Annotated in this window: 16 protein-coding genes; 12 read left to right on the forward strand and 4 right to left on the reverse strand. The window is 53.1% G+C overall.

Going from position 1 to position 20,466, the window contains the following annotated elements:
- Positions 1–7: 7 nt before the first annotated feature.
- Positions 8–1,204, reverse strand: coding sequence for an MFS transporter TsgA (gene tsgA / locus ACJY2G_RS08415; protein ID WP_120163924.1), 1,197 nt, complete (start codon positions 1,202–1,204; stop codon positions 8–10).
- Between the two features lie 275 nt (positions 1,205–1,479).
- Between tsgA and ACJY2G_RS08420 the strand changes: the two genes are divergently transcribed.
- The 5 genes from ACJY2G_RS08420 to gsiD all read left to right on the forward strand — a co-directional run bounded on the left by ACJY2G_RS08420 (position 1,480) and on the right by gsiD (position 7,915).
- Positions 1,480–2,487 (forward strand): isoaspartyl peptidase/L-asparaginase family protein, encoded by a 1,008-nt coding sequence (locus ACJY2G_RS08420; RefSeq protein WP_439291639.1) that lies wholly within the window; start codon positions 1,480–1,482, stop codon positions 2,485–2,487.
- Entirely contained in the window at positions 2,484–4,340 is a 1,857-nt protein-coding gene (locus ACJY2G_RS08425; protein ID WP_439291640.1) for a dipeptide ABC transporter ATP-binding protein, read from the forward strand. Before ACJY2G_RS08420 ends, ACJY2G_RS08425 begins: the two co-directional genes overlap by 4 nt.
- 59 nt (positions 4,341–4,399) lie before the next feature.
- On the forward strand, positions 4,400–5,956 hold the full coding sequence (gene gsiB / locus ACJY2G_RS08430) for a glutathione ABC transporter substrate-binding protein GsiB (protein WP_120163921.1): 1,557 nt from the start codon (positions 4,400–4,402) through the stop codon (positions 5,954–5,956).
- Positions 5,957–6,065: 109 nt separating this feature from the next.
- On the forward strand, positions 6,066–6,986 hold the full coding sequence (gsiC, locus tag ACJY2G_RS08435) for a glutathione ABC transporter permease GsiC (protein WP_439291641.1): 921 nt from the start codon (positions 6,066–6,068) through the stop codon (positions 6,984–6,986).
- Positions 6,987–6,994: 8 nt separating this feature from the next.
- A complete protein-coding gene (gene gsiD / locus ACJY2G_RS08440) occupies positions 6,995–7,915 on the forward strand; it encodes a glutathione ABC transporter permease GsiD (RefSeq protein WP_430319219.1) in 921 nt (306 codons plus the stop codon).
- A gap of 608 nt (positions 7,916–8,523) precedes the next feature.
- Here gsiD and fghA read toward each other — a convergent pair.
- The 3 genes from fghA to ptrR are packed head-to-tail and all read right to left on the reverse strand — an operon-like array spanning position 8,524 to position 11,491.
- Positions 8,524–9,381 carry an S-formylglutathione hydrolase gene (gene fghA / locus ACJY2G_RS08445; RefSeq protein ID WP_439291642.1) on the reverse strand — a complete coding sequence of 286 codons (858 nt, stop codon included), beginning with the start codon at positions 9,379–9,381 and terminating at the stop codon, positions 8,524–8,526.
- Positions 9,382–9,392: 11 nt separating this feature from the next.
- Entirely contained in the window at positions 9,393–10,517 is a 1,125-nt protein-coding gene (locus ACJY2G_RS08450) for an S-(hydroxymethyl)glutathione dehydrogenase/class III alcohol dehydrogenase (protein WP_439291643.1), read from the reverse strand.
- Positions 10,518–10,561: 44 nt separating this feature from the next.
- On the reverse strand, positions 10,562–11,491 hold the full coding sequence (ptrR, locus tag ACJY2G_RS08455) for a putrescine utilization regulator PtrR (protein WP_439291644.1): 930 nt from the start codon (positions 11,489–11,491) through the stop codon (positions 10,562–10,564).
- 199 nt (positions 11,492–11,690) lie between these two features.
- On the opposite strand from ptrR, the gene ACJY2G_RS08460 reads away from it, so the two are divergent.
- From ACJY2G_RS08460 to mglC, 7 genes are all read left to right on the forward strand, one after another.
- A complete protein-coding gene (locus tag ACJY2G_RS08460; RefSeq protein ID WP_120163911.1) occupies positions 11,691–12,818 on the forward strand; it encodes a YbfB/YjiJ family MFS transporter in 1,128 nt (375 codons plus the stop codon).
- A 126-nt stretch (positions 12,819–12,944) separates the two neighbouring features.
- The gene (folE, locus tag ACJY2G_RS08465) at positions 12,945–13,610 is read left to right on the forward strand and encodes a GTP cyclohydrolase I FolE (protein WP_112287271.1); all 666 of its coding nucleotides are present in this window, start codon (positions 12,945–12,947) and stop codon (positions 13,608–13,610) included.
- A 114-nt stretch (positions 13,611–13,724) separates the two neighbouring features.
- A complete protein-coding gene (gene yeiB / locus ACJY2G_RS08470; protein ID WP_430319215.1) occupies positions 13,725–14,879 on the forward strand; it encodes a DUF418 domain-containing protein YeiB in 1,155 nt (384 codons plus the stop codon).
- 270 nt (positions 14,880–15,149) lie between these two features.
- A complete protein-coding gene (gene galS, locus ACJY2G_RS08475; protein WP_439291645.1) occupies positions 15,150–16,193 on the forward strand; it encodes an HTH-type transcriptional regulator GalS in 1,044 nt (347 codons plus the stop codon).
- Positions 16,194–16,442: 249 nt separating this feature from the next.
- Positions 16,443–17,441, forward strand: a complete 999-nt coding sequence (gene mglB / locus ACJY2G_RS08480; protein WP_120163903.1) for a galactose/glucose ABC transporter substrate-binding protein MglB — start codon at positions 16,443–16,445, stop codon at positions 17,439–17,441.
- A gap of 366 nt (positions 17,442–17,807) precedes the next feature.
- Positions 17,808–19,343, forward strand: a complete 1,536-nt coding sequence (gene mglA, locus ACJY2G_RS08485) for a galactose/methyl galactoside ABC transporter ATP-binding protein MglA (RefSeq protein WP_439291646.1) — start codon at positions 17,808–17,810, stop codon at positions 19,341–19,343.
- 18 nt (positions 19,344–19,361) lie between these two features.
- On the forward strand, positions 19,362–20,372 hold the full coding sequence (gene mglC / locus ACJY2G_RS08490; RefSeq protein ID WP_120163900.1) for a galactose/methyl galactoside ABC transporter permease MglC: 1,011 nt from the start codon (positions 19,362–19,364) through the stop codon (positions 20,370–20,372).
- Positions 20,373–20,466: the final 94 nt, after the last annotated feature.

The following is a 20,466-nucleotide window of genomic DNA, read 5'->3' on the forward strand; positions in this document are numbered from 1 at the left end:
GTAAATGTTATGCCGCCATTTCGCGGTGGATTTTTTCCGCTTTACTGCGCACACCGGCGATGATCACCGCCAGCACCAGCAGAACGTAAGATACGGTCGCGATATTCAGCGCCCAGAACAGGCCGTATTCGCGATAAATGAATGATGAGAAGGAAGCGAAAATCAGCGTACCGACGGAAGCCGTCGTCAGCAGCGCAGAGGTCAGCGTAGGAGGTGAGTTTTTCACCTGCAGGCTGCCGTAGCTCATCAGGCCGGAGAACATACCGGAGTTACAGAAGCCGAACAGGCCAACCGCAATCATCACCAGCGTGGTGTTTTCGTTGTGTGTCACCACAAACAGGCTGATTAACCCGACGATGGCCGACGCAAACAGGAAGGTACGCAGTTTCACAAAACGCACGGTGAACTGGTTCAGGAACAGGCCAATCGCTTTCACCATCCAGTAAGTGGTGATGTAGATCGCCGCTTTGTCAGTGTCCAGACCGAAATGCTCATGCAACCAGCTTGGCATCCACAGGGTGAAAACCAGTTCGCTGAAGACGAAGGCGAACAGGGCAAAACACAGCACGTACGCCGCGAAGCCCCACGGCTCTTTCGCTTCCCGCTCGCTTTTCGCCACTTTTTCCGGCTGCGCAACGGTCGGGAATTTCTGACCCACACACAGCAGGATCATCAGCACGCTCAGCGTACCCATGATGCCGTACATCGCCAGCCAGCTCGCGCCATGCTTGAACAGGAAACCGAGCACCAGAGACAGCGTCATGCCGGAAAGCGCAAAGAAGAAGTCGGTGAAGATTAAGTTGGCGGAACGCTTTTTCGGGTCGTCATTAATACGCACAACTAGATAGCTGCCAATCGACATCATCAGGCCAGCTGTCGCACCAATCAGGAAAACGCCGATGCCGAACAGGGTAATCGACGGCATCACGAACAGCGCGATACAGGTCAGGATGGTGACAATTGACCCGGTGATCAGCTGCTTGCCCAGATCGAACTTACGCATCAGGATGCCACTGATCATAATCGGCAGGAATAAACCGATGTTCATCAGTGAGAACATGAGGCCGATAAAGGCCGGATCTTTATTAAAAGCCGTCGCGACTGGCCCGATAACAATACCCAGAGTGGAGACGAGTCCCCCTGTAAAAAAGTAACTTAGCCACGAAATCACATTAAGACGCGGGCGGTTATAAACAGTTTCCATAAACTGATTTCCTAAAAAGAGAAAATAAAAAGTCGCGGTAAGCTTATCCAGAGGTGCTTTTGCCGCGATTAGGACGTTTATTATTGCTGTTCTCTGGTGATTTGTCCCGCATGTATATTCAATTGCAGCATTTGTTTTTCCTAAACAATCTAAGCAATTAGCGCCATTTTGGTGGCGATGCATTTCTGCTTTACATACTGTAGCGGGCTAAATATAGTCAAAAAACAGGTCAACATCTTCCATACATAAATACAACATCGAAAGGTGCAGTGCTAATGAGTTCTTCTACTGATAATTCAGCGGCTTCCGTTTCGAACAAGAAGCGTCCGGTCATCGCTATTCATGGTGGTGCCGGGGCAATAACCCGTGCGGCAATGAGCGCCGAAAAAGAACAACTTTACCTGGCCGAACTGGAAAGGATTGTCAGTGCCGGGCAGGCGATTCTGGCCGCGGGTGGCAGCGCACTGGACGCCGTAACTGAAGCTGTGCGCCTGCTGGAAGAATGCCCGTTATTTAATGCCGGTAAAGGTGCGGTATTTACCCATCAGGGTACGCATGAATTAGATGCCTGCATTATGGATGGCCGCACGCTGGATGCCGGTGCGATTTGCGGCGTCAGCCATATCCGCAATCCTGTTATGACCGCCCGTAAGGTGCTGGAAAACAGCCCGCACGTCCTGTTCACCGGTGCAGGCGCAGAAGATTTTGCCCGTGCCAATGGTCAGGAAATGGTGGAACCAGCGTATTTCTTCACTCAGGAACGTTATGACCAGTTGCAGCGCGCCATCGCCGCGGATACCGGCGTAATGCTCGATCACGACGGGGCGACTCTGAATGCTTCAGGCGACCCGATTGATCCGGAACGTAAATTTGGCACCGTAGGCGCGGTGGCGATAGATGAATTCGGTGATCTGGCGGCGGCAACATCGACCGGCGGAATGACCAACAAACAGGCCGGACGCGTCGGTGATTCGCCGATTATTGGCGCCGGTTGTTACGCCAGCAACAATACGGTGGCGATTTCCAGCACCGGCACAGGTGAAGTGTTTATGCGTACCGTCGCTGCTTACGACGTGGCGGCGCTGATGGAATACGCCGGTTTAACGCTGGCAGAAGCGACACACAAAGTGGTGCAGGAAAAATTGCTGCCACTGGGCGGGAGCGGCGGGATGATCGCCGTCGATAAATTTGGCAACGTGGAACTGCCTTTCAACAGTGAAGGTATGTATCGCGGCTTTGCCCGCGTGGGCGAAGCACCTGTCGTCAGTATTTACCGCTCATGACCCATTCCCTGACTCTGCCTCCCGACCACGTTCTGGCGGTCAGCCAGCTCAGCGTGCAGTTCGCGCATGAAGGGCACATCATCCCGGCGGTGAATCAGCTCAGTTTTCACGTGAAGCGCGGCGAAACGCTGGCGATAGTCGGTGAATCCGGCTCAGGTAAATCCGTTACCTCGCTGGCGCTGATGCGTCTGGTGGAGCAGGGCGGCGGGCAGATCACCCAGGGTGACATGCAATTTCGCCGTCGTAACGGTGAAGTCGTTGATCTGATGGCAGCAACGCAACCCGCCATGCGCAGCCTGCGCGGTGCGGACATGGCGATGATATTTCAGGAGCCGATGACCTCGCTCAATCCGGTATTTCCGGTAGGTGAGCAAATCGCTGAGTCTATCCGTCTGCATCAGAATAAAGACCACCGCGCCGCCCGTACCGAAGCCTTACGCATGCTGGATCTGGTGCGTATTCCTGAAGCCAAAAATATTCTCGACAGCTATCCGCATCAGCTTTCCGGCGGTATGCGCCAGCGGGTGATGATCGCGATGGCGCTGTCGTGTAAACCGGCGTTACTGATTGCCGACGAACCGACTACGGCGCTGGATGTGACCATTCAGGCGCAGATTTTACAGCTGATCCGTGTGCTGCAAAAAGAGATGCACATGGGCGTGATTTTCATCACCCACGATATGGGCGTGGTGGCGGAAATCGCCGATCGCGTTCTGGTCATGCATCAGGGTAACAGCGTGGAAACCGGTGAAGCGGGCGCGATATTTCGTACGCCGCAACAGCCCTACACGCAGACGTTACTGGCGGCCGTGCCGAAGCTCGGATCCATGGCCGGTAAACCACTGCCCGCCCGCTTCCCTGCACCCGACCAGCAGGAAAACGATCCCGAACTGATTCAAAACACCCTGACACCCGGCGTGCCGCCGATATTGCAGGTGCGTGATCTGGTGACCCGTTTCGACCTGCGCAGCGGTATTTTCAACCGCGTGACGCGTCGTGTGCATGCGGTTGAAAAAGTCAGTTTTGATTTACATCCCGGCGAAACGCTGGCGCTGGTGGGCGAATCCGGTTGCGGAAAATCCACCACTGGCCGTTCGTTGCTCAAACTGGTGAAAAGTCAGGGCGGAACCATCACCTTTGATGGCAAGACGCTGACGGATATCAGCGGCAGCGCACTGCAACATCTGCGGCGTGATATTCAGTTTATTTTTCAGGATCCTTATGCGTCGCTCGACCCGCGTCTGACGGTCGGGTATTCGATTATGGAGCCGTTGCTGGTGCATAACCTGGCAAAGGGCGCAGAGGCGGAAGCGCGCGTCGCGTGGTTGCTGGAGAAAGTCGGGCTGCTGCCGGAACATGCGCAGCGCTATCCTCACGAATTTTCCGGCGGTCAGCGGCAGCGAATTTGTATCGCCCGCGCACTGGCGCTCAATCCCAAAGTGGTGATTGCTGACGAGTCGGTGTCGGCGCTGGATGTGTCGATCCGCGCGCAAATCGTCAATCTGCTGATGGATTTGCAGAAAGAGTTCGGGCTGGCATTTTTGTTTATTTCACACGATATGGCGGTGGTGGAACGCATTAGTCATCGCGTTGCCGTGATGTATCTCGGTCAGATTGTGGAAATCGGCTCGCGCCGTGCGGTGTTTGAAAATCCGCAGCATCCGTATACCCGCAAACTGATGGCGGCGGTGCCGGTGGCCGATCCGGGTCATAAGCGCAAAGATCAGGCGCTGCTGGTGGATGAAATTCCCAGTCCGATTCGTGCGCTTAATGATGAGCCGGTTGTCGCACCGCTGGTTCAGGTGGCGGAAGGGCATTTTGTTGCCCGGCACGCCATTGCAGGTGTTTACTAATTTTTATGGTGGCTCATCTTGGGCCACTTTTTAACGGGTAAGACAGGAAAGGAACTGATATGAATCAGCATAAACATAAAGGTAAGAACGTAGTCCGTCAGGCCGTACTCGCTGCCGCTGTTTTCGGTTCGCTGGCATCGGCGTCTGCCTGGGCGGCAAAAGACGTGGTTGTCGCGGTAGGTTCTAACTTCACCTCGCTTGATCCTTATGACGCCAACGACACCTTGTCGCAGGCGGTGGCCAAATCTTTCTATCAGGGGCTGTTTGGCTTTGATAAAGATATGAAGCTGGAAAACGTGCTGGCCGACAGCTATACGGTCAGCAAAGACGGTCTGGTTTATACCATCAAACTGCATCCCGGCATCAAATTCCAGGACGGAACGGATTTCAACGCTGCGGCGGTAAAAGTTAACTTTGACCGCGCGAGTAATCCGGACAGCCACCTCAAACGTTATAACCTGTTTAAAAACATCGCCAGCACCGAAGCGGTGGACGACACCACGGTGAAAATTACGCTGAAAGAACCGTTCTCCGCGTTCATCAACATTCTGGCGCACCCTTCTGCGGTGATTATTTCTCCGGCGGCGCTGACTAAATACGGCAAAGACATCGGCTTCCATCCGGTCGGTACCGGCCCGTACACGCTGGAACAGTGGAACCAGACCGACTTCGTGAAAGTGAAGAAATTCGACGGTTACTGGAAAAAAGGCGAGCCGAAACTCGACACCATCACCTGGCGTCCTGTCGTGGATAACAATACCCGCGCCGCGATGCTGCAAACCGGTGAAGCGGATCTGGCGTTCCCGGTGCCTTACGAGCAGGCCGCGTTGCTGGAGAAAAACGATAAGCTGGATCTGGTCGCAGCGCCGTCAATTCTGCACCGTTACATCAGTTTTAACGTGACGCAAAAGCCTTTCGATAACGTCAAAGTGCGTGAAGCGATCAACTATGCCATCAACAAACAGGCGCTGATCAAAGTGGCCTTTGCCGGTTACGCGGTGCCATCAGAAGGGCCGTTGCCGCAGGGCATCGAATACGCCGCGAAATTCAAACCGTGGCCGTATGACCCGGCTAAAGCTAAAGCATTGCTGAAAGAAGCCGGTTATCCGGACGGTTTCACCACCACGCTGTGGTCGTCGCACAATAACAGCACGGCGCAGAAAGTGTTGCAGTTCACCCAGCAGCAACTGGCGCAGGTCGGTATCAAAGTGACAGTCACCGCCATGGATGCGGCGCAGCGTGCCGCGCAGGTTGAGAACGTCGGGCAGAAAGAGGCGGGTATCCGCATGTTCTATACCGGCTGGTCGGCGTCTACCGGCGAAGCAGACTGGGCGCTGTCGCCGCTGTTCTCCACGCAGGCTGCACCACCGAAGCAGTTCAACACGGCGTTCTACAGCAATGCGCAGGTGGATAAAGACCTGTCTGACGCGCTGAAAACCACCGACAAAGCTGAGAAAGCCAAACTGTACGCCGATGCCCAGAAACAAATCTGGACTGATGCACCGTGGGCATTCCTGGTGACGGAACGTCTGGTGTCGGCGAAAAATAAACGCCTGACCGGGTTTTATGTGATGCCGGATACGGCGTTCAGTTTTGATGATGCAGACGTGAAATAATACGCGGTGAAGCTTTCAGGGCGTGTGGCGCACAGCGTGCGCGCCCTGAACTCGTGTGTTCCGGGTCCGGAACATGGATGTCGAACCGTGAAATCACAGACAGCGAATCATGCTTAATTATTTTTTAAAACGATTACTCGGACTGATCCCGACACTGCTGATTGTGGCGGTGCTGGTGTTTTTATTTGTGCATCTGCTGCCAGGCGATCCGGCGCGGCTGATGGCCGGACAGGACGCTGATGCCAGCGTTGTAGAGCTGGTACGTCAGGATCTCGGGCTGGATAAACCGCTTTATCAGCAATTCCTCACTTTCTTTGGCAATGCGCTGACCGGTGATTTCGGTCACTCGATGGTGTCAAAACGCCCGGTCATTGATGAAATCAGTTCCCGCTTTATGCCGACTTTCTGGCTGACGATGACCAGTATGCTGTGGTCGGTGATTTTCGGGCTGGTCATTGGCGTGGTGTCTGCCGTGTGGCGTAACCGCTGGCCGGATCGTCTTGGTATGGCGCTGGCCGTCTCTGGTATTTCCTTCCCGGCGTTTGCGCTGGGCATGTTGCTGATGCAAATCTTTTCCGTTGAACTGGGCTGGTTGCCGACGGTGGGTGCTGACAGCTGGCAGCATTACATTCTGCCCTCCATAACGCTTGGCGCTGCCGTGGCGGCGATCATGGCCCGCTTTACCCGCGCTTCATTTGTCGAGGTCATGCAGGAAGATTACATGCGCACCGCACGGGCTAAAGGCGTGCATGAGGCTGTGGTGGTGGTTAAACACGGTCTGCGAAACGCGATGATCCCGGTGGTCACCATGATGGGGCTGCAATTTGGCTTCCTGCTTGGCGGCTCGATTGTCGTAGAAAAAGTCTTCAACTGGCCGGGATTAGGGCGGTTGCTGGTCGATTCCGTTGAGATGCGTGATTATCCGGTGATACAGGCAGAAGTGCTGCTGTTCTCGCTGGAGTTCATCCTCATCAATCTGCTGGTGGACATGCTGTACGCCGTCATCAACCCTTCCATCCGATACAAGTGAGTGAACGCATGAAAAACTGGCGGCGAAATGCCGTACTCGCGAGTTTGCCGATTATCACACCGGGAACTGTGCAATCACAGGCGGTCCGCACACCGTGGAAAGCGTTCTGGCGGCGTTTCCGCAGGCAGCATATTGCGATGATAGCGGGTATTTTTATCCTGTTACTGATTGTCGCCGCGATTTTTGCGCCGTGGCTGGTACCGTTTGATCCGGAAAACTATTTCGATTATGACCGTCTGAACGAAGGCCCGTCGCTGATCCACTGGCTCGGCGTGGATTCGCTGGGGCGCGATATTTTCAGCCGTATTCTGATGGGCACGCGGATATCACTCACCGCGGGCGTACTGTCTGTGGTGCTCGGCGCAGCGATCGGCACGGTGTTCGGATTACTGGCCGGATACTACGAAGGCTGGTGGGACCGTATCACCATGCGCGTTTGCGACGTGCTGTTTGCCTTCCCCGGTATTCTGCTGGCGATTGCCGTGGTGGCGGTGATGGGCAACGGTATGTCGAACGTGATCATCGCGGTCGCTATCTTCAGTATCCCGGCATTCGCACGTCTTGTTCGCGGCAACACGCTGGTGCTCAAACAGCAAACCTATATTGAGTCGGCGCGCAGTATCGGCGCATCCGACGCGACAATTTTGTTCCGTCATATTCTGCCGGGCACGTTGTCATCAATCGTGGTGTATTTCACCATGCGTATCGGCACATCGATTATCACCGCTGCCAGCCTGTCGTTCCTCGGAATGGGCGCACAGCCGCCAACGCCGGAGTGGGGCGCGATGCTCAACGAGGCCCGCGCCGATATGGTCATGGCGCCGCACGTGGCAATCTTCCCAAGTCTGGCGATATTCCTGACCGTACTGGCGTTTAATTTGCTGGGGGATGGATTAAGGGATGCGCTGGATCCGAAATTGAAGAATTGAGATTTTGGGGATCCCCAAAGCCCCCTTTTTTAACTGAATCTCGAAGATTTCGGTTTCTTAATAACAACTTTCACATGACCTGCTGTGTTTGAAACCGACCAAAGAGGGCTAAGACGAGCCCTCTTTGGAATCTCCACGTCTCAAACTGCACGCTCCGCTCGCTGGCTATGTTTCAGGTATCACCGCGACAGGCTGGAAATCTTGCCGCCAGGCGGTGCCTTCATTTCGGGATTGCAGCCTTGGGTCTGCAACCTCTCATTCAGCAAGCTTTCTGAATCGCCCGCATGATCTTAAAATCACAGCGGACAGTTTTTCATCTTTTAAAAAAGTTGATTGACGCGATCAAAAATGGCACCGAATGAATGGTTCGAGACCCAAGGCTCGAATCCTGAAATGAGGGAATCGCAAAGCGATGACATTTTGCGCCACTCACTGATGTACCAGAACATGTCCGTCGTGACAGCGATAGCGGGGAGTTAAAAAGCGAGGGGAAATCCAAAAGGGGAAAAGCACTTCCCCTTTTGGGCGGTTTCGACGCAATGAATCAGGTGATCACTGCCATTGAGAAACCGAAATTTTCTCATTCAGCATCAAAAGGCATTACGCACTCATGCCCCAGAGTGCAAAAACTCCGCATGGAATCGCAGGTGATCTTCCACAAACGAGGCAATCGTGAAGTAACTGTGATCGTATCCCGGCTGAGCGCGCAGCTGTAAAGGCCAGCCGCGCTGACGTGCGATTTCTGCCAGCTTTGAAGGCTGCAACTGATCCGCCAGGAACTGATCGTCGTCGCCCTGATCAACTAAAATCGGGAACGTTTTCTGATCCGCTGGCAATGCACTCAGCAGGTGGCAACTGTCGTATTGCAGCCACTGGCTTTCGTCATCCCCCAGATACGCAGTGAAAGCTTTACGCCCCCACGGCACCTGAGCCGGGTTCACAATCGGTGCAAACGCGGACACAGAACAGAAACGCTGCGGATTACGCAACGCCAGCATCAGCGCGCCGTGGCCACCCATCGAATGGCCGAAGATTGACTGCCGGTCGCTGACCTTGAAATGCCCGCTGATCAGCGCAGGTAACTCATCGAGCAGGTAATCGTACATCCGGTAATGCGCTGCCCACGGCGACTGCGTGGCGTTCAGATAAAAACCTGCACCCTGACCGAGATCGTAACCGTCGTCGTTGGCGACACCTTCACCGCGCGGGCTGGTGTCCGGCATCACCAGAATCAGCCCAAGCTCAGCCGCGACGCGCTGCGCACCGGATTTAAGGGTGAAGTTTTCATCATTACAGGTCAGGCCCGACAGCCAGTAAAGTACCGGCGGCGGTGCATCGTCTTTTGCCGGTGGCAGATAGATGCTGAACGTCATGCTGCAATTCAGGCTCGCTGACGTATGACGGTAGCGCTGCTGCCAGCCGCCAAACATCCGGTGTTCTTCGAGTAGTTCAATCGAGCTGCTCATCGAAACATTCCTTACTTATTAAAATGAATAACCGTGCGGATAGATTTCCCTTCGTGCATCAGGTCAAACGCTTCGTTGATTTCTTCCAGCGGCAGGGTATGGGTGATGAAATCGTTCAGGGCGAACTCACCGTCCAGATAACGCTGCACAATGCCCGGCAACTGGCTGCGGCCTTTCACGCCACCAAATGCGGAACCACGCCATACACGACCGGTCACCAGCTGGAACGGACGGGTGGAGATTTCTTCACCGGCACCGGCCACGCCGATAATGACGGATTCGCCCCAGCCTTTGTGGCAGCATTCCAGCGCGGAACGCATCACGTTGACGTTGCCGATACATTCAAAGGAGAAGTCCACGCCGCCGTCGGTCATTTCAACGATCACTTCCTGAATCGGCTTATCGTAATCTTTCGGGTTGATCAGATCTGTTGCGCCGAGTTTACGTGCCAGATCGAACTTGCTGGTGTTGAGATCGATACCGATGATGCGGCCTGCGCCCGCCATCACTGCGCCGATAATCGCTGAAAGGCCAATGCCACCCAGACCGAAGATCGCCACGGTGTCGCCTTTTTTGACTTTAGCCGTGTTCATTACCGCGCCCATGCCGGTGGTCACGCCGCAACCGAGCAGACACACTTCTTCCAGCGGCGCTTCTTTGTTGATTTTCGCCAGGGAGATTTCAGGAACAACCGTGTATTCGGAGAAAGTCGAAGTGCCCATGTAATGGAAAATCGGCTTGCCGTCTTTGAAGAAACGGGTGGTGCCGTCCGGCATCAGGCCTTTACCTTGTGTGGTGCGGATCGCCTGACACAGGTTAGTTTTGCCGGATTTACAGAACTTACACTCGCCACATTCCGGCGTGTACAGCGGGATCACGTGGTCGCCGACGGCCACGCTGGTGACGCCTTCGCCAACGGCTTCAACGATACCGCCGCCTTCATGACCGAGGATTGCCGGGAAAACGCCTTCAGGATCTTTGCCGGACAGCGTGTAAGCGTCTGTATGACAAACACCGGTGGCGACGATACGCACCAGCACTTCGCCTTTTTGTGGTGGCATCAAATCGACTTCTTCGATGGACAGAGGTTGATTCGGGCCCCAGGCGACGGCCGCACGCGTTTTAATCATTTCCATTATGTAGCTCCAGTCAGGTGTTTTTTACTTAATCAGATTTCAGGTTAATACGTCGGATGCAAAGCCGAGTCATGTTCGCCAGCCAGCGGGTGTTTCAGTAACGGGATCACACCGTCATTCTGTTCAATAATCAGTTCTTTCAGCGCCCGGACATTCGGGCTGAACGCATCCCTGCGCCAGATAAGCCAGGTGGCGGTATCGGCGAACTCATCCGGAATTTCGTGAATTTCTACCCGTTCGTGCCCCGGCAATTGTTCCAGCACCGAACGCGGGATCATCGCGATACCCGCGCCACTGGCGACACAGGCCATCATTGAATGATAGGACTGGATCTCCATTGTGTTGGCAACCGGCACATTCATATGCTTAATCCAGCCCTGCAAACGCTGGCGGTAGGAACAGCTCGGGCGAAACGCAAAAACGGTATGACCGCTGCGACCCGCGGGCACGTCGAGCGGTGATTCGCCCAGCGGACTGATCACCACCATGCGTTCGCGAAAAGAGATACAACCGTTGATGTCGTCAAAATCGATCGGGCCATCAACCAGCGCCGCCGCGAGACGTCCCGCACGCACGCTGTCGATGGTTTCGCCGGACGTGGCGGTCACCAGCGACAATGCCACCTGCGGGAATTTCTGATGATAGGCCGCCAGCAACGAAGGCAGACGCGTTGCTGCCGTGCTTTCCATCGAGCCCAGCGCGAAATTCCCGGCGGGTTCTCCGGCATGTGTGATGCTCATGGCTTCATCACTCAGCGCCAGAATACGTTCGGCGTAGTTAAGGAAGTTGTGACCCATCGCGGAAAGGCGGATGCGCTGTTTTTCACGGATGAACAAATCAGTGCCCAGTTCGAGTTCGAGCTGGCGTAAACGGGTGGTCAGGTTTGACGGCACGCGGTGTAACTGCTCTGCCGCACGCGCCAGCGAACCGGTTTCCGCTACGCAGCAAAACATCCGTAACTGAGTCAGATCCATGATGGGTTCCTGTGTTCTCTTATCGTAAACAAGTTGGTTTGTATTATTCAGTTTTCGTGATTGTACTCATAAGGCATCATAGCCACAACTTCCAATTAACTTTCTTTTAAGAAATCTGCTGTTTTCGGCAACAGGCTTTGAGTATGTTTATTCATTGTTTCTGATATGTTGCATCGCGGTTTCTTGTGACGGAGCAGTTATGGCTTTTCGTATTGCATTAAGTGGTTTTCTGGCTTTTGTGGTCGCGATGGGTATCGGGCGCTTCGCCTTTACGCCGCAGGTTCCTTTAATGATAGCTGAACATCAGTTCAGCCTGACCGGCGCGGGGCTGGTCGCGGCCTTCAACTATCTCGGTTATCTTTGCGGCGCATTCGATGGAATGCGTGCCAGCAAACATCTCGAACGCCGTCTGTGGCTCGGCGTGTGGGGCGGGGTAGTTCTCACGTTATTATCCGCAGTGATTTCCGGCGAAGTGCTGCACAGCATTGTGCGCTTCATGATTGGCTGGACCAGCGGCTGGGCGATGGTGATGGTGTCGGCGTGGTGTAACGAACGGCTGGCGCATTATGGCCGTCCGGCACTGAGTGCGGCGGTTTTCGCCGGGCCAGGGGCGGGAATTTTTCTCAGCGGCATGTTAGCGGTCGGTATCCACAGTTTGCAGCTGAGCTCGGCGCAGGCCTGGTGCGTCTACGGCGTGCTGGCGCTGATTTTTGTGGCGATTATCACCCCGAACCTGCCGCGAAAAGGCGATCTGCACCGTTCGCATGTGGCGACGGAACCGCTGGTGATGACGCCTGCGCTGAAACGTCTGGTGTGGAGTTACAGTCTGGCGGGATTTGGTTACATCCTTCCGGCGACGTTTTTATCGCAAATGGCGAGTGCGCGTTTTCCTGACAGCCTGTTCGCGCAGTTCGTCTGGCCGGTGTTTGGCGGCGCGGCGGTTATCGGTATTATCATCGGCATTCTGACCCGGCACCGCCTGACGACGCATAAACGTCTGGCACTGACATTATGGGCGCAGGGGCTGGGGATTCTGTGTGCGGAAGTGGTGCCGGGAGTGACCGGTCTGGTGCTCGGCGCATTGCTGACTGGCGGCGGTTTCCTCAGCGTGGTTCAGCTCGCTTTGCAGTGCAGCCGTGAACTGGCGCCGAATCACAGCCGCTATATGGCCGGATTGCTGACCACCGGTTACGCCGTCGGTCAGTTATTTGGTCCGGTTCTGTCGGCGATTTCTACCGCGCTGACACATCAGCTGGAGCCTGCGTTGTACGTCGCGCTTGCTGGTTTCATTATTGCAGGGGCGCTGGTCTTCCGGCAGAACCGATAAGTTGCAGCTATTTCATCCATCATGACGCACATTCACTGGATTCTGAACCGGCTCTCCTCTACAGTAAGCCACCTCACTTTAGCGTGATCTGCGTCAAAGTGATTACATCTGCCGGAGAAAGAAAGAATGCCAATCCTGAGTAAAGAAGCCAATTTGGTTCACGAGGCCCTGTTAGCCCGTGGTCTGGAAACCCCTCTGCGTGAAGCTTTGCCGATCGACAATGAAACGCGCAAGCAGCGGATCCAGGAACATATGACCGGTATCATGCAGCTTCTTAATCTGGATCTTTCCGATGACAGTCTGGCGGAAACGCCGCACCGCATCGCCAAGATGTATGTGGATGAAATCTTCTCCGGGCTCGATTACGCCAACTTCCCGAAAATCACCGTCATCGAAAATAAGATGAAAGTGGATGAAATGGTCACCGTGCGCGATATCACCCTGACCAGCACCTGCGAACACCATTTCGTGACCATCGACGGCAAAGCGACCGTGGCGTACATCCCGAAAGACACCGTGATTGGCTTGTCGAAAATCAACCGCATCGTGCAGTTCTTCTCGCAGCGTCCGCAGGTTCAGGAACGTCTGACCCAGCAGATTCTGGTGGCCTTGCAGACCCTGCTCGGCACCACCAACGTGGCGGTATCCATTGATGCGGTGCATTACTGCGTGAAAGCGCGCGGTGTGCGTGACGCGACCAGCGCAACGACCACGACGTCTCTGGGTGGACTTTTCAAATCCAGCCAGAATACGCGTCAAGAATTTTTAAGAACGGTAAGACACGCCAGCTAACAGCAGCGTTTTAAACAGTCAGACACTTTAATATTGCGGCACCTTCAGGGTGCCGTTAGTCTGTCTGGAGCCCACACAATTATCAGCTCCTTACCGTTAACAGGAACGCCAGGTATGCGCTCACGTATTGCCACGCTCGACTTTGCCCGTGGTCTCGCCATTTTTGGCATTCTTCTGCTCAATATCAGCGCCTTCGGTTTACCGAAAGCCGCTTACCTGAATCCGGCATTTGCCGGTACTCCCTCGACTTCTGATACCTGGACATGGGCGGTGCTCGACGTCGTCGCGCAAGGTAAATTCCTGATGATGTTCGCCATGCTGTTTGGCGGCGGACTGTATTTGCTGCTGCCGCGTGGTAAACACTGGATCCAGGCGCGTCTTTCGATTCTGTTGCTGTGCGGATTTTTACACGCGACCTTGCTGTGGGATGGCGATATTTTGCTGTCTTACGGACTGATCGGTCTGGTGTGCTGGCGGATGGTGCGGGAAGGGCGCAGCAGTCAGTCGCTGATTTCAACGGGCATCATTTTGTATCTGATTGGCGTGGCGGTACTGGCCATGCTCGGGCTTATCAGTTCGCCCAAGCCCGGCAGTTTCTGGCTTCCGGGACCGGCGGAGATTCAATATGAACAATACTGGCGGCTGAAAGGCGGCTGGGAAGCGATTCAGAACCGGCTCGATTTGCTGTCGTCGAGTCTTCTGGCGATCGGGGCGCAATATGGCTGGGAACTGGCGGGCGCAATGCTCATAGGTTCCGGTCTGATGCGCAGCGGCTGGCTGAAAGGCGGGTTTCGTCCCTCGCATTACCGTAAAGTCGCTGCAGTGCTGTTACCGCTTTCATTGCTGATACAAATCCCGGCGATTTATATGCAGTATCGCACCGGCTGGGACTACCGCTGGAGTGGTTTTTTATTGCAGGTGCCGCGTGAAATTGGCTCGCTGATGCAGGCCGTCAGCTATCTGGCGCTGTGTTACGGCTTCTGGCCGCAGATCTCCCGCTGGCGACTGACGCGCTGGGTATCAATGATTGGTCGCATGGCGCTGACCAACTATCTGTTACAGACACTCATCTGCACCACCTTTTTCAACATTTTCGGCTTCTACCAGCACTTCGACCGCCTGCAACTGGTCGCGCTGGTGCCGCTGGTCTGGGCATGTAATCTGCTGGTGACGCTGCTGTGGTTGCGCCGTTTCAGGCAGGGGCCGGTGGAATGGTTGTGGCGTCTTTTGACGGCGAAAGCCGCGGGCGAAGAACTGAAAACCAACTGAGCCTGAGGTCTATACATCATCCTAAATGATGGATTTGGGATGAAGGTTGCAAAATTGTATGTAAACGTTTTCTTTCCTGTGACGAGATTCACGCAGGCGTTTTCACAAAATGATTAGGATAGCGGTCGTGCCAGTCCGACGACCACTACACTAATAAAGGAAACGCCATGAGCACTTCACCTCGCTTCTCTTTGTCTGCATTTTTTACTTCCTGGGTTAAAAATTTCCGTATTCCTCCTTACCATTCTCTGGCTGATCACGGAGCGACGCATGGTCACCATTCGTGATGTCGCCCGGCTGGCGGGCGTTTCTGTCGCCACCGTTTCACGTGTTCTGAACAATCCGGCAATCGCCAGCAAAGAAGCGCGCGAGCAGGTTTTGCAGGCAGTCGCCACGCTGGGATACCGGCCAAATGCCAATGCGCAGGCGCTGGCAACACAAAGCAGTGACACCATTGGCGTTGTCGTGATGGACGTTTCCGATCCGTTTTTTGGCGCGCTGGTGAAAGCGGTGGATACCGTTGCACAGCAGCATCAGAAATATGTCCTGATAGGTAACAGCTATCATATTGCCGAAAAAGAAAGGCATGCCATTGAGGTATTGATTCGTCAACGCTGTAACGCGCTGATTGTGCATTCGAAAGCGCTGGGCGATGACGAGCTCTCCCGCTTTATGGATCAGGTTTCCGGCATGGTGCTGATTAACCGGGTTATTCCTGGCTACGAACACCGTTGCGTCTGGCTCGATAACGTCAGCGGAGCGGAAATGGCGACCCGTTTACTGCTTTCTCAGGGTCATCAGCGCATTGGTTATATCGGTTCCAGTCACGGAATCGAAGACGATTTGCAGCGTTATCAGGGTTACTCGCAGGCAATGACGCAAGCAATGACGCAGGCACATCAGAGCGGTGATGCGCCACCTGCCGCATGGCGGGCGCAAAGTTCGCCGGATTTGCAGGGCGGGGAGGCGGCGATGGTGGAATTGCTTGGCCGTAATTTACATCTGAGTGCGGTGTTTGCGTATAACGATTCGATGGCGGCGGGTGCGATGGCCGTGTTGAAAGAAAACGGAATTAACATTCCAGACGATTTTTCTTTGATTGGTTTTGATGATATTCCGATTGCCCGTTATACCAGTCCGAAGATGACGACGGTGCGCTATCCGATCGTCTCGATGGCGACACTGGCGACCGAACTGGCGCTAAAAGGTGCGGCAGAACAGCTATCTGCGGGCGTATCGCATTGTTTTATGCCGACGCTGGTCAGACGCCATTCGGTGTCACCGTGGCAAAATGTGGCGCCCGTCACTTATTGATCAAATAACGCGATGTAACCGTTTTCAATCTGTGAGAACTTTCACAGTTTATTAACATCACGCACATTATGATTCATTCGTTTTCAATATGATTCAATTTGGGTCCGCCTGGCGGACTTGTTTCACAGCGAGTCAGGACGTTATAAGTCAAGGATGGCAGGCACCCGCAAACATAGCGTGGATCTGTACTGCTCCCGCATGGATTTCCGGTGCCACATTCTGTAACACCCTACATAACCGGAGATACAAATGAATAAGAAGGTCTTCACCCTGGCGACTCTGGCTGCAAGCATGATGTTTGGTTTTGCCGCACATGCTGCTGATACTAAAATCGGCGTCACTATCTACAAATATGATGACAACTTCATGTCAGAAGTTCGCAAAGCCATTGAGAAAGACGCAAAAGCGTCTCCAGATGTGCAACTGCTGATGAATGACTCGCAAAACAGCCAGTCCACCCAGAATGACCAGGTTGACGTTATGCTGGCGAAGGGTGTTAAAGCGCTGGCCATCAACCTGGTTGACCCGGCTGCTGCCCCGGTAATTATCGAGAAAGCCCGCGGTGCTGGCATTCCTGTTGTTTTCTATAACAAAGAACCTTCCCGTAAAGATTTAGACAGCTACGACAAAGCGTATTACGTCGGGACTGACTCTAAAGAATCCGGCGTTATCCAGGGTGAGCTGATTGCTAAACACTGGAAAGCTAATCCGGCCTGGGATCTGAACAAAGACGGCACCATCCAGTACGTACTGATCAAAGGTGAGCCGGGTCACCCGGATGCTGAAGCACGTACTAAATACGTGATCAGCACCCTGAATGGCAAAGAAGGCCTGAAAACTGATCAGCTGCAGCTCGATACCGCCATGTGGGATACCGCTCAGGCGAAAGACAAAATGGACGCATGGTTGTCCGGTCCTAACGCTAACAAAATCGAAGTGGTTATCGCCAACAATGACGCAATGGCGATGGGCGCTGTAGAAGCACTGAAATCTCATAACAAATCCAGCATTCCGGTCTTCGGTGTGGATGCGTTGCCAGAAGCGCTGGCACTGGTTAAATCTGGCGCAATGGCCGGTACCGTGCTGAACGATGCAAGCAACCAGGCTAAAGCAACATTTGAGCTGGCTAAAAATCTGGCTGAAGGCAAGTCCGCAGCAGAGGGCACCAGCTGGAAAGTTGAAAACAAAGTGGTCCGTATTCCTTACGTGGCGGTAGATAAAGATAATCTGTCTACTTTCACGAAATAAGACTGACTTTTAGTTTTATGTAGTAAGCATCAAGACTGACAGACAGCAATAAAAAACAAAGCTAAGCAGTGGCAAAAATAATTGCGGTTAAGCCGTAAACAAAGACAAAGTGTTATACCCAAAATAATTTGCGTTGCAGGAAGGCGGCAAACGAGTGAGTCCCGATGAGCTTACTCAGGTAAGTGATTCGGGCGAATAAGAGCAGCCAACGCATCTGCAACGTGAAGAATGAAGGGTACTGAGACGTTAATGCTTATCTGACAGGACGTCATGTCATGATGCAGCCGGCAGGTTCGCTTGCCGGCTGCATTACTGACATCAGGTATTAATACATCCGTTTATTTTTATCTTTAGCCAGGTACAACTATGGCCGATATTTCGTTATCTGACACAAAAACAGAAAAGCCAGGTGAATTCCTGCTGGAAATGAGCGGCATTAATAAATCATTCCCAGGCGTTAAGGCGTTAGATAATGTGAATTTAAAAGTGCGTCCGCATTCTATCCATGCCTTAATGGGTGAAAATGGCGCGGGTAAATCCACATTATTAAAATGTCTTTTCGGAATTTACAGCAAAGACTCTGGTACGATTCTTTTTCAGGGACAGGAAGTAAATTTTAAAAGCTCCAAAGAGGCGCTTGAACAAGGTGTGTCGATGGTGCATCAGGAATTAAACCTGGTGTTGCAACGTACCGTCATGGACAACATGTGGCTGGGACGTTATCCGACCAAAGGCATTTTTGTCGATCAGGACAAAATGTACAAAGACACCAAAGCGATTTTTGATGAGCTGGATATCGATATCGATCCGCGTGATAAGGTCGGTAAATTGTCTGTTTCCCAGATGCAGATGATCGAAATCGCCAAGGCGTTTTCCTACAATGCCAAAATCGTCATTATGGACGAACCGACATCTTCCCTGACGGAAAAGGAAGTGAACCACCTGTTCACGATTATCCGTAAGCTGAAAGATCGCGGCTGCGGCATTGTGTATATTTCTCATAAGATGGAAGAAATTTTCCAGCTGTGTGATGAAATCACCATCCTGCGTGACGGCCAGTGGATTGCCACTCAGTCGCTGAAAGGCCTCGACATGGACAGAATTATTTCCATGATGGTCGGTCGTTCACTCAGTCAGCGCTTCCCTGATCGCCAGAACGTGCCGGGTGAAGTGATCCTCGAAGTCCGTAATCTGACCTCACTGCGTCAGCCTTCGATTCGCGATATTTCCTTTGATTTGCATAAAGGGGAAATCCTCGGAATTGCCGGTCTGGTCGGTGCGAAACGTACGGATATCGTCGAAACATTATTTGGCATCCGTGAGAAAGTATCCGGAACCATTAAACTGCACGGCAAAAAAATTAACAATCACAGCGCCAATGAAGCCATTAATCATGGTTTTGCGCTGGTGACTGAAGAGCGTCGTTCAACGGGTATTTATGCGTATCTGGATATCGGTTTTAACTCGCTGATTTCGAACATCCGTCAATATAAAAATAAAGCCGGACTGCTCGACACCACCCGTATGAAAAGCGATACCCAGTGGGTTATCGATTCCATGCGGGTGAAAACACCAGGGCATAAAACCAGTATTGGCTCTTTGTCTGGCGGGAACCAGCAAAAAGTCATTATCGGGCGCTGGTTATTAACCAATCCTGAAATATTAATGCTGGATGAACCAACTCGTGGGATTGACGTTGGCGCTAAATTTGAAATTTACCAGTTAATCACCGAGTTGGCTAAAAAAGAGAAGGGGATCATTATTATCTCCTCTGAAATGCCTGAGTTGCTGGGTATTACTGACAGAATATTGGTTATGAGTAATGGACAGGTTGCGGGTATTGTTGACACAAAAACGACTTCGCAGAATGAAATATTACGCCTGGCCTCCTTGCATCTCTAATTTTTAAGGGTTCTTATTATGAAAGCATTAAATAAGAAAAGTGTGCTCACTTATTTAAAAGAGGGCGGGATTTATGTGGTACTGCTGGTCTTACTGGCCATTATTATCATCCAGGATCCCAGCTTCCTCAGTCTGGTTAACTTAAGTAACATTCTTACGCAATCTTCTGTGCGCGTGATTATTGCGCTTGGTGTGGCGGGTCTGATTGTTACACAAGGTACCGACCTGTCTGCCGGTCGTCAGGTTGGTTTAGCGGCAGTTGTTGCAGCCACCATGTTGCAGGCAATGGACAACGTCAACAAAGTCTTCCCGCATCTGGAAGTGGTGCCTATCCCGCTGGTCATCCTGACCGTGTGTATCGTCGGTGCGCTGATCGGTTTGCTTAACGGTATTATCATCGCTTACCTGAACGTGACGCCGTTTATCACCACGTTGGGTACCATGATTATCGTTTACGGGATTAACTCCCTGTATTACGACTATGTGGGCTCCTCACCGATTGCCGGTTTTGACCCTGGCTTCTCCAAGTTTGCACAGGGCTTTATCCACCTGGGCGGCCTGAAGCTTTCCTACATCACCTTCTATGCGGTCATTGCTATCGCCTTCGTCTGGGTGTTGTGGAACAAAACGCGCTTTGGTAAAAACATCTTCGCCATCGGCGGTAACCCGGAAGCGGCAAAAGTGTCAGGCGTTAACGTACCGTTAAACCTGATCATGATTTACGCGCTCTCTGGTGTGTTCTATGCCTTCGGTGGTTTGCTGGAAGCAGGGCGTATCGGCAGTGCGACCAACAACCTCGGCTTTATGTACGAACTCGATGCCATTGCAGCGTGCGTGGTCGGTGGCGTGTCATTCGCCGGTGGTGTGGGTTCTGTGGCAGGCGTGGTAACCGGTGTGCTGATCTTCACCGTCATCAACTACGGTCTGACCTATATCGGCGTGAACCCATACTGGCAGTACATCATCAAAGGCAGCATCATCATCTTCGCGGTGGCGCTGGACTCTTTGAAATACGCCAAGAAAAAATAAGTTATCGGGTAGTAAAAACAAAAGGCCGCTTATGCGGCCTTTTTGCTGTCGTAAATTCGGAACCGGACTGCTACTCCCCAGCGAAGGGGAGGGT

This window comes from Rahnella sp. ATs2 (assembly GCF_051851855.1).
Taxonomy (GTDB): domain Bacteria; phylum Pseudomonadota; class Gammaproteobacteria; order Enterobacterales; family Enterobacteriaceae; genus Rahnella; species Rahnella variigena.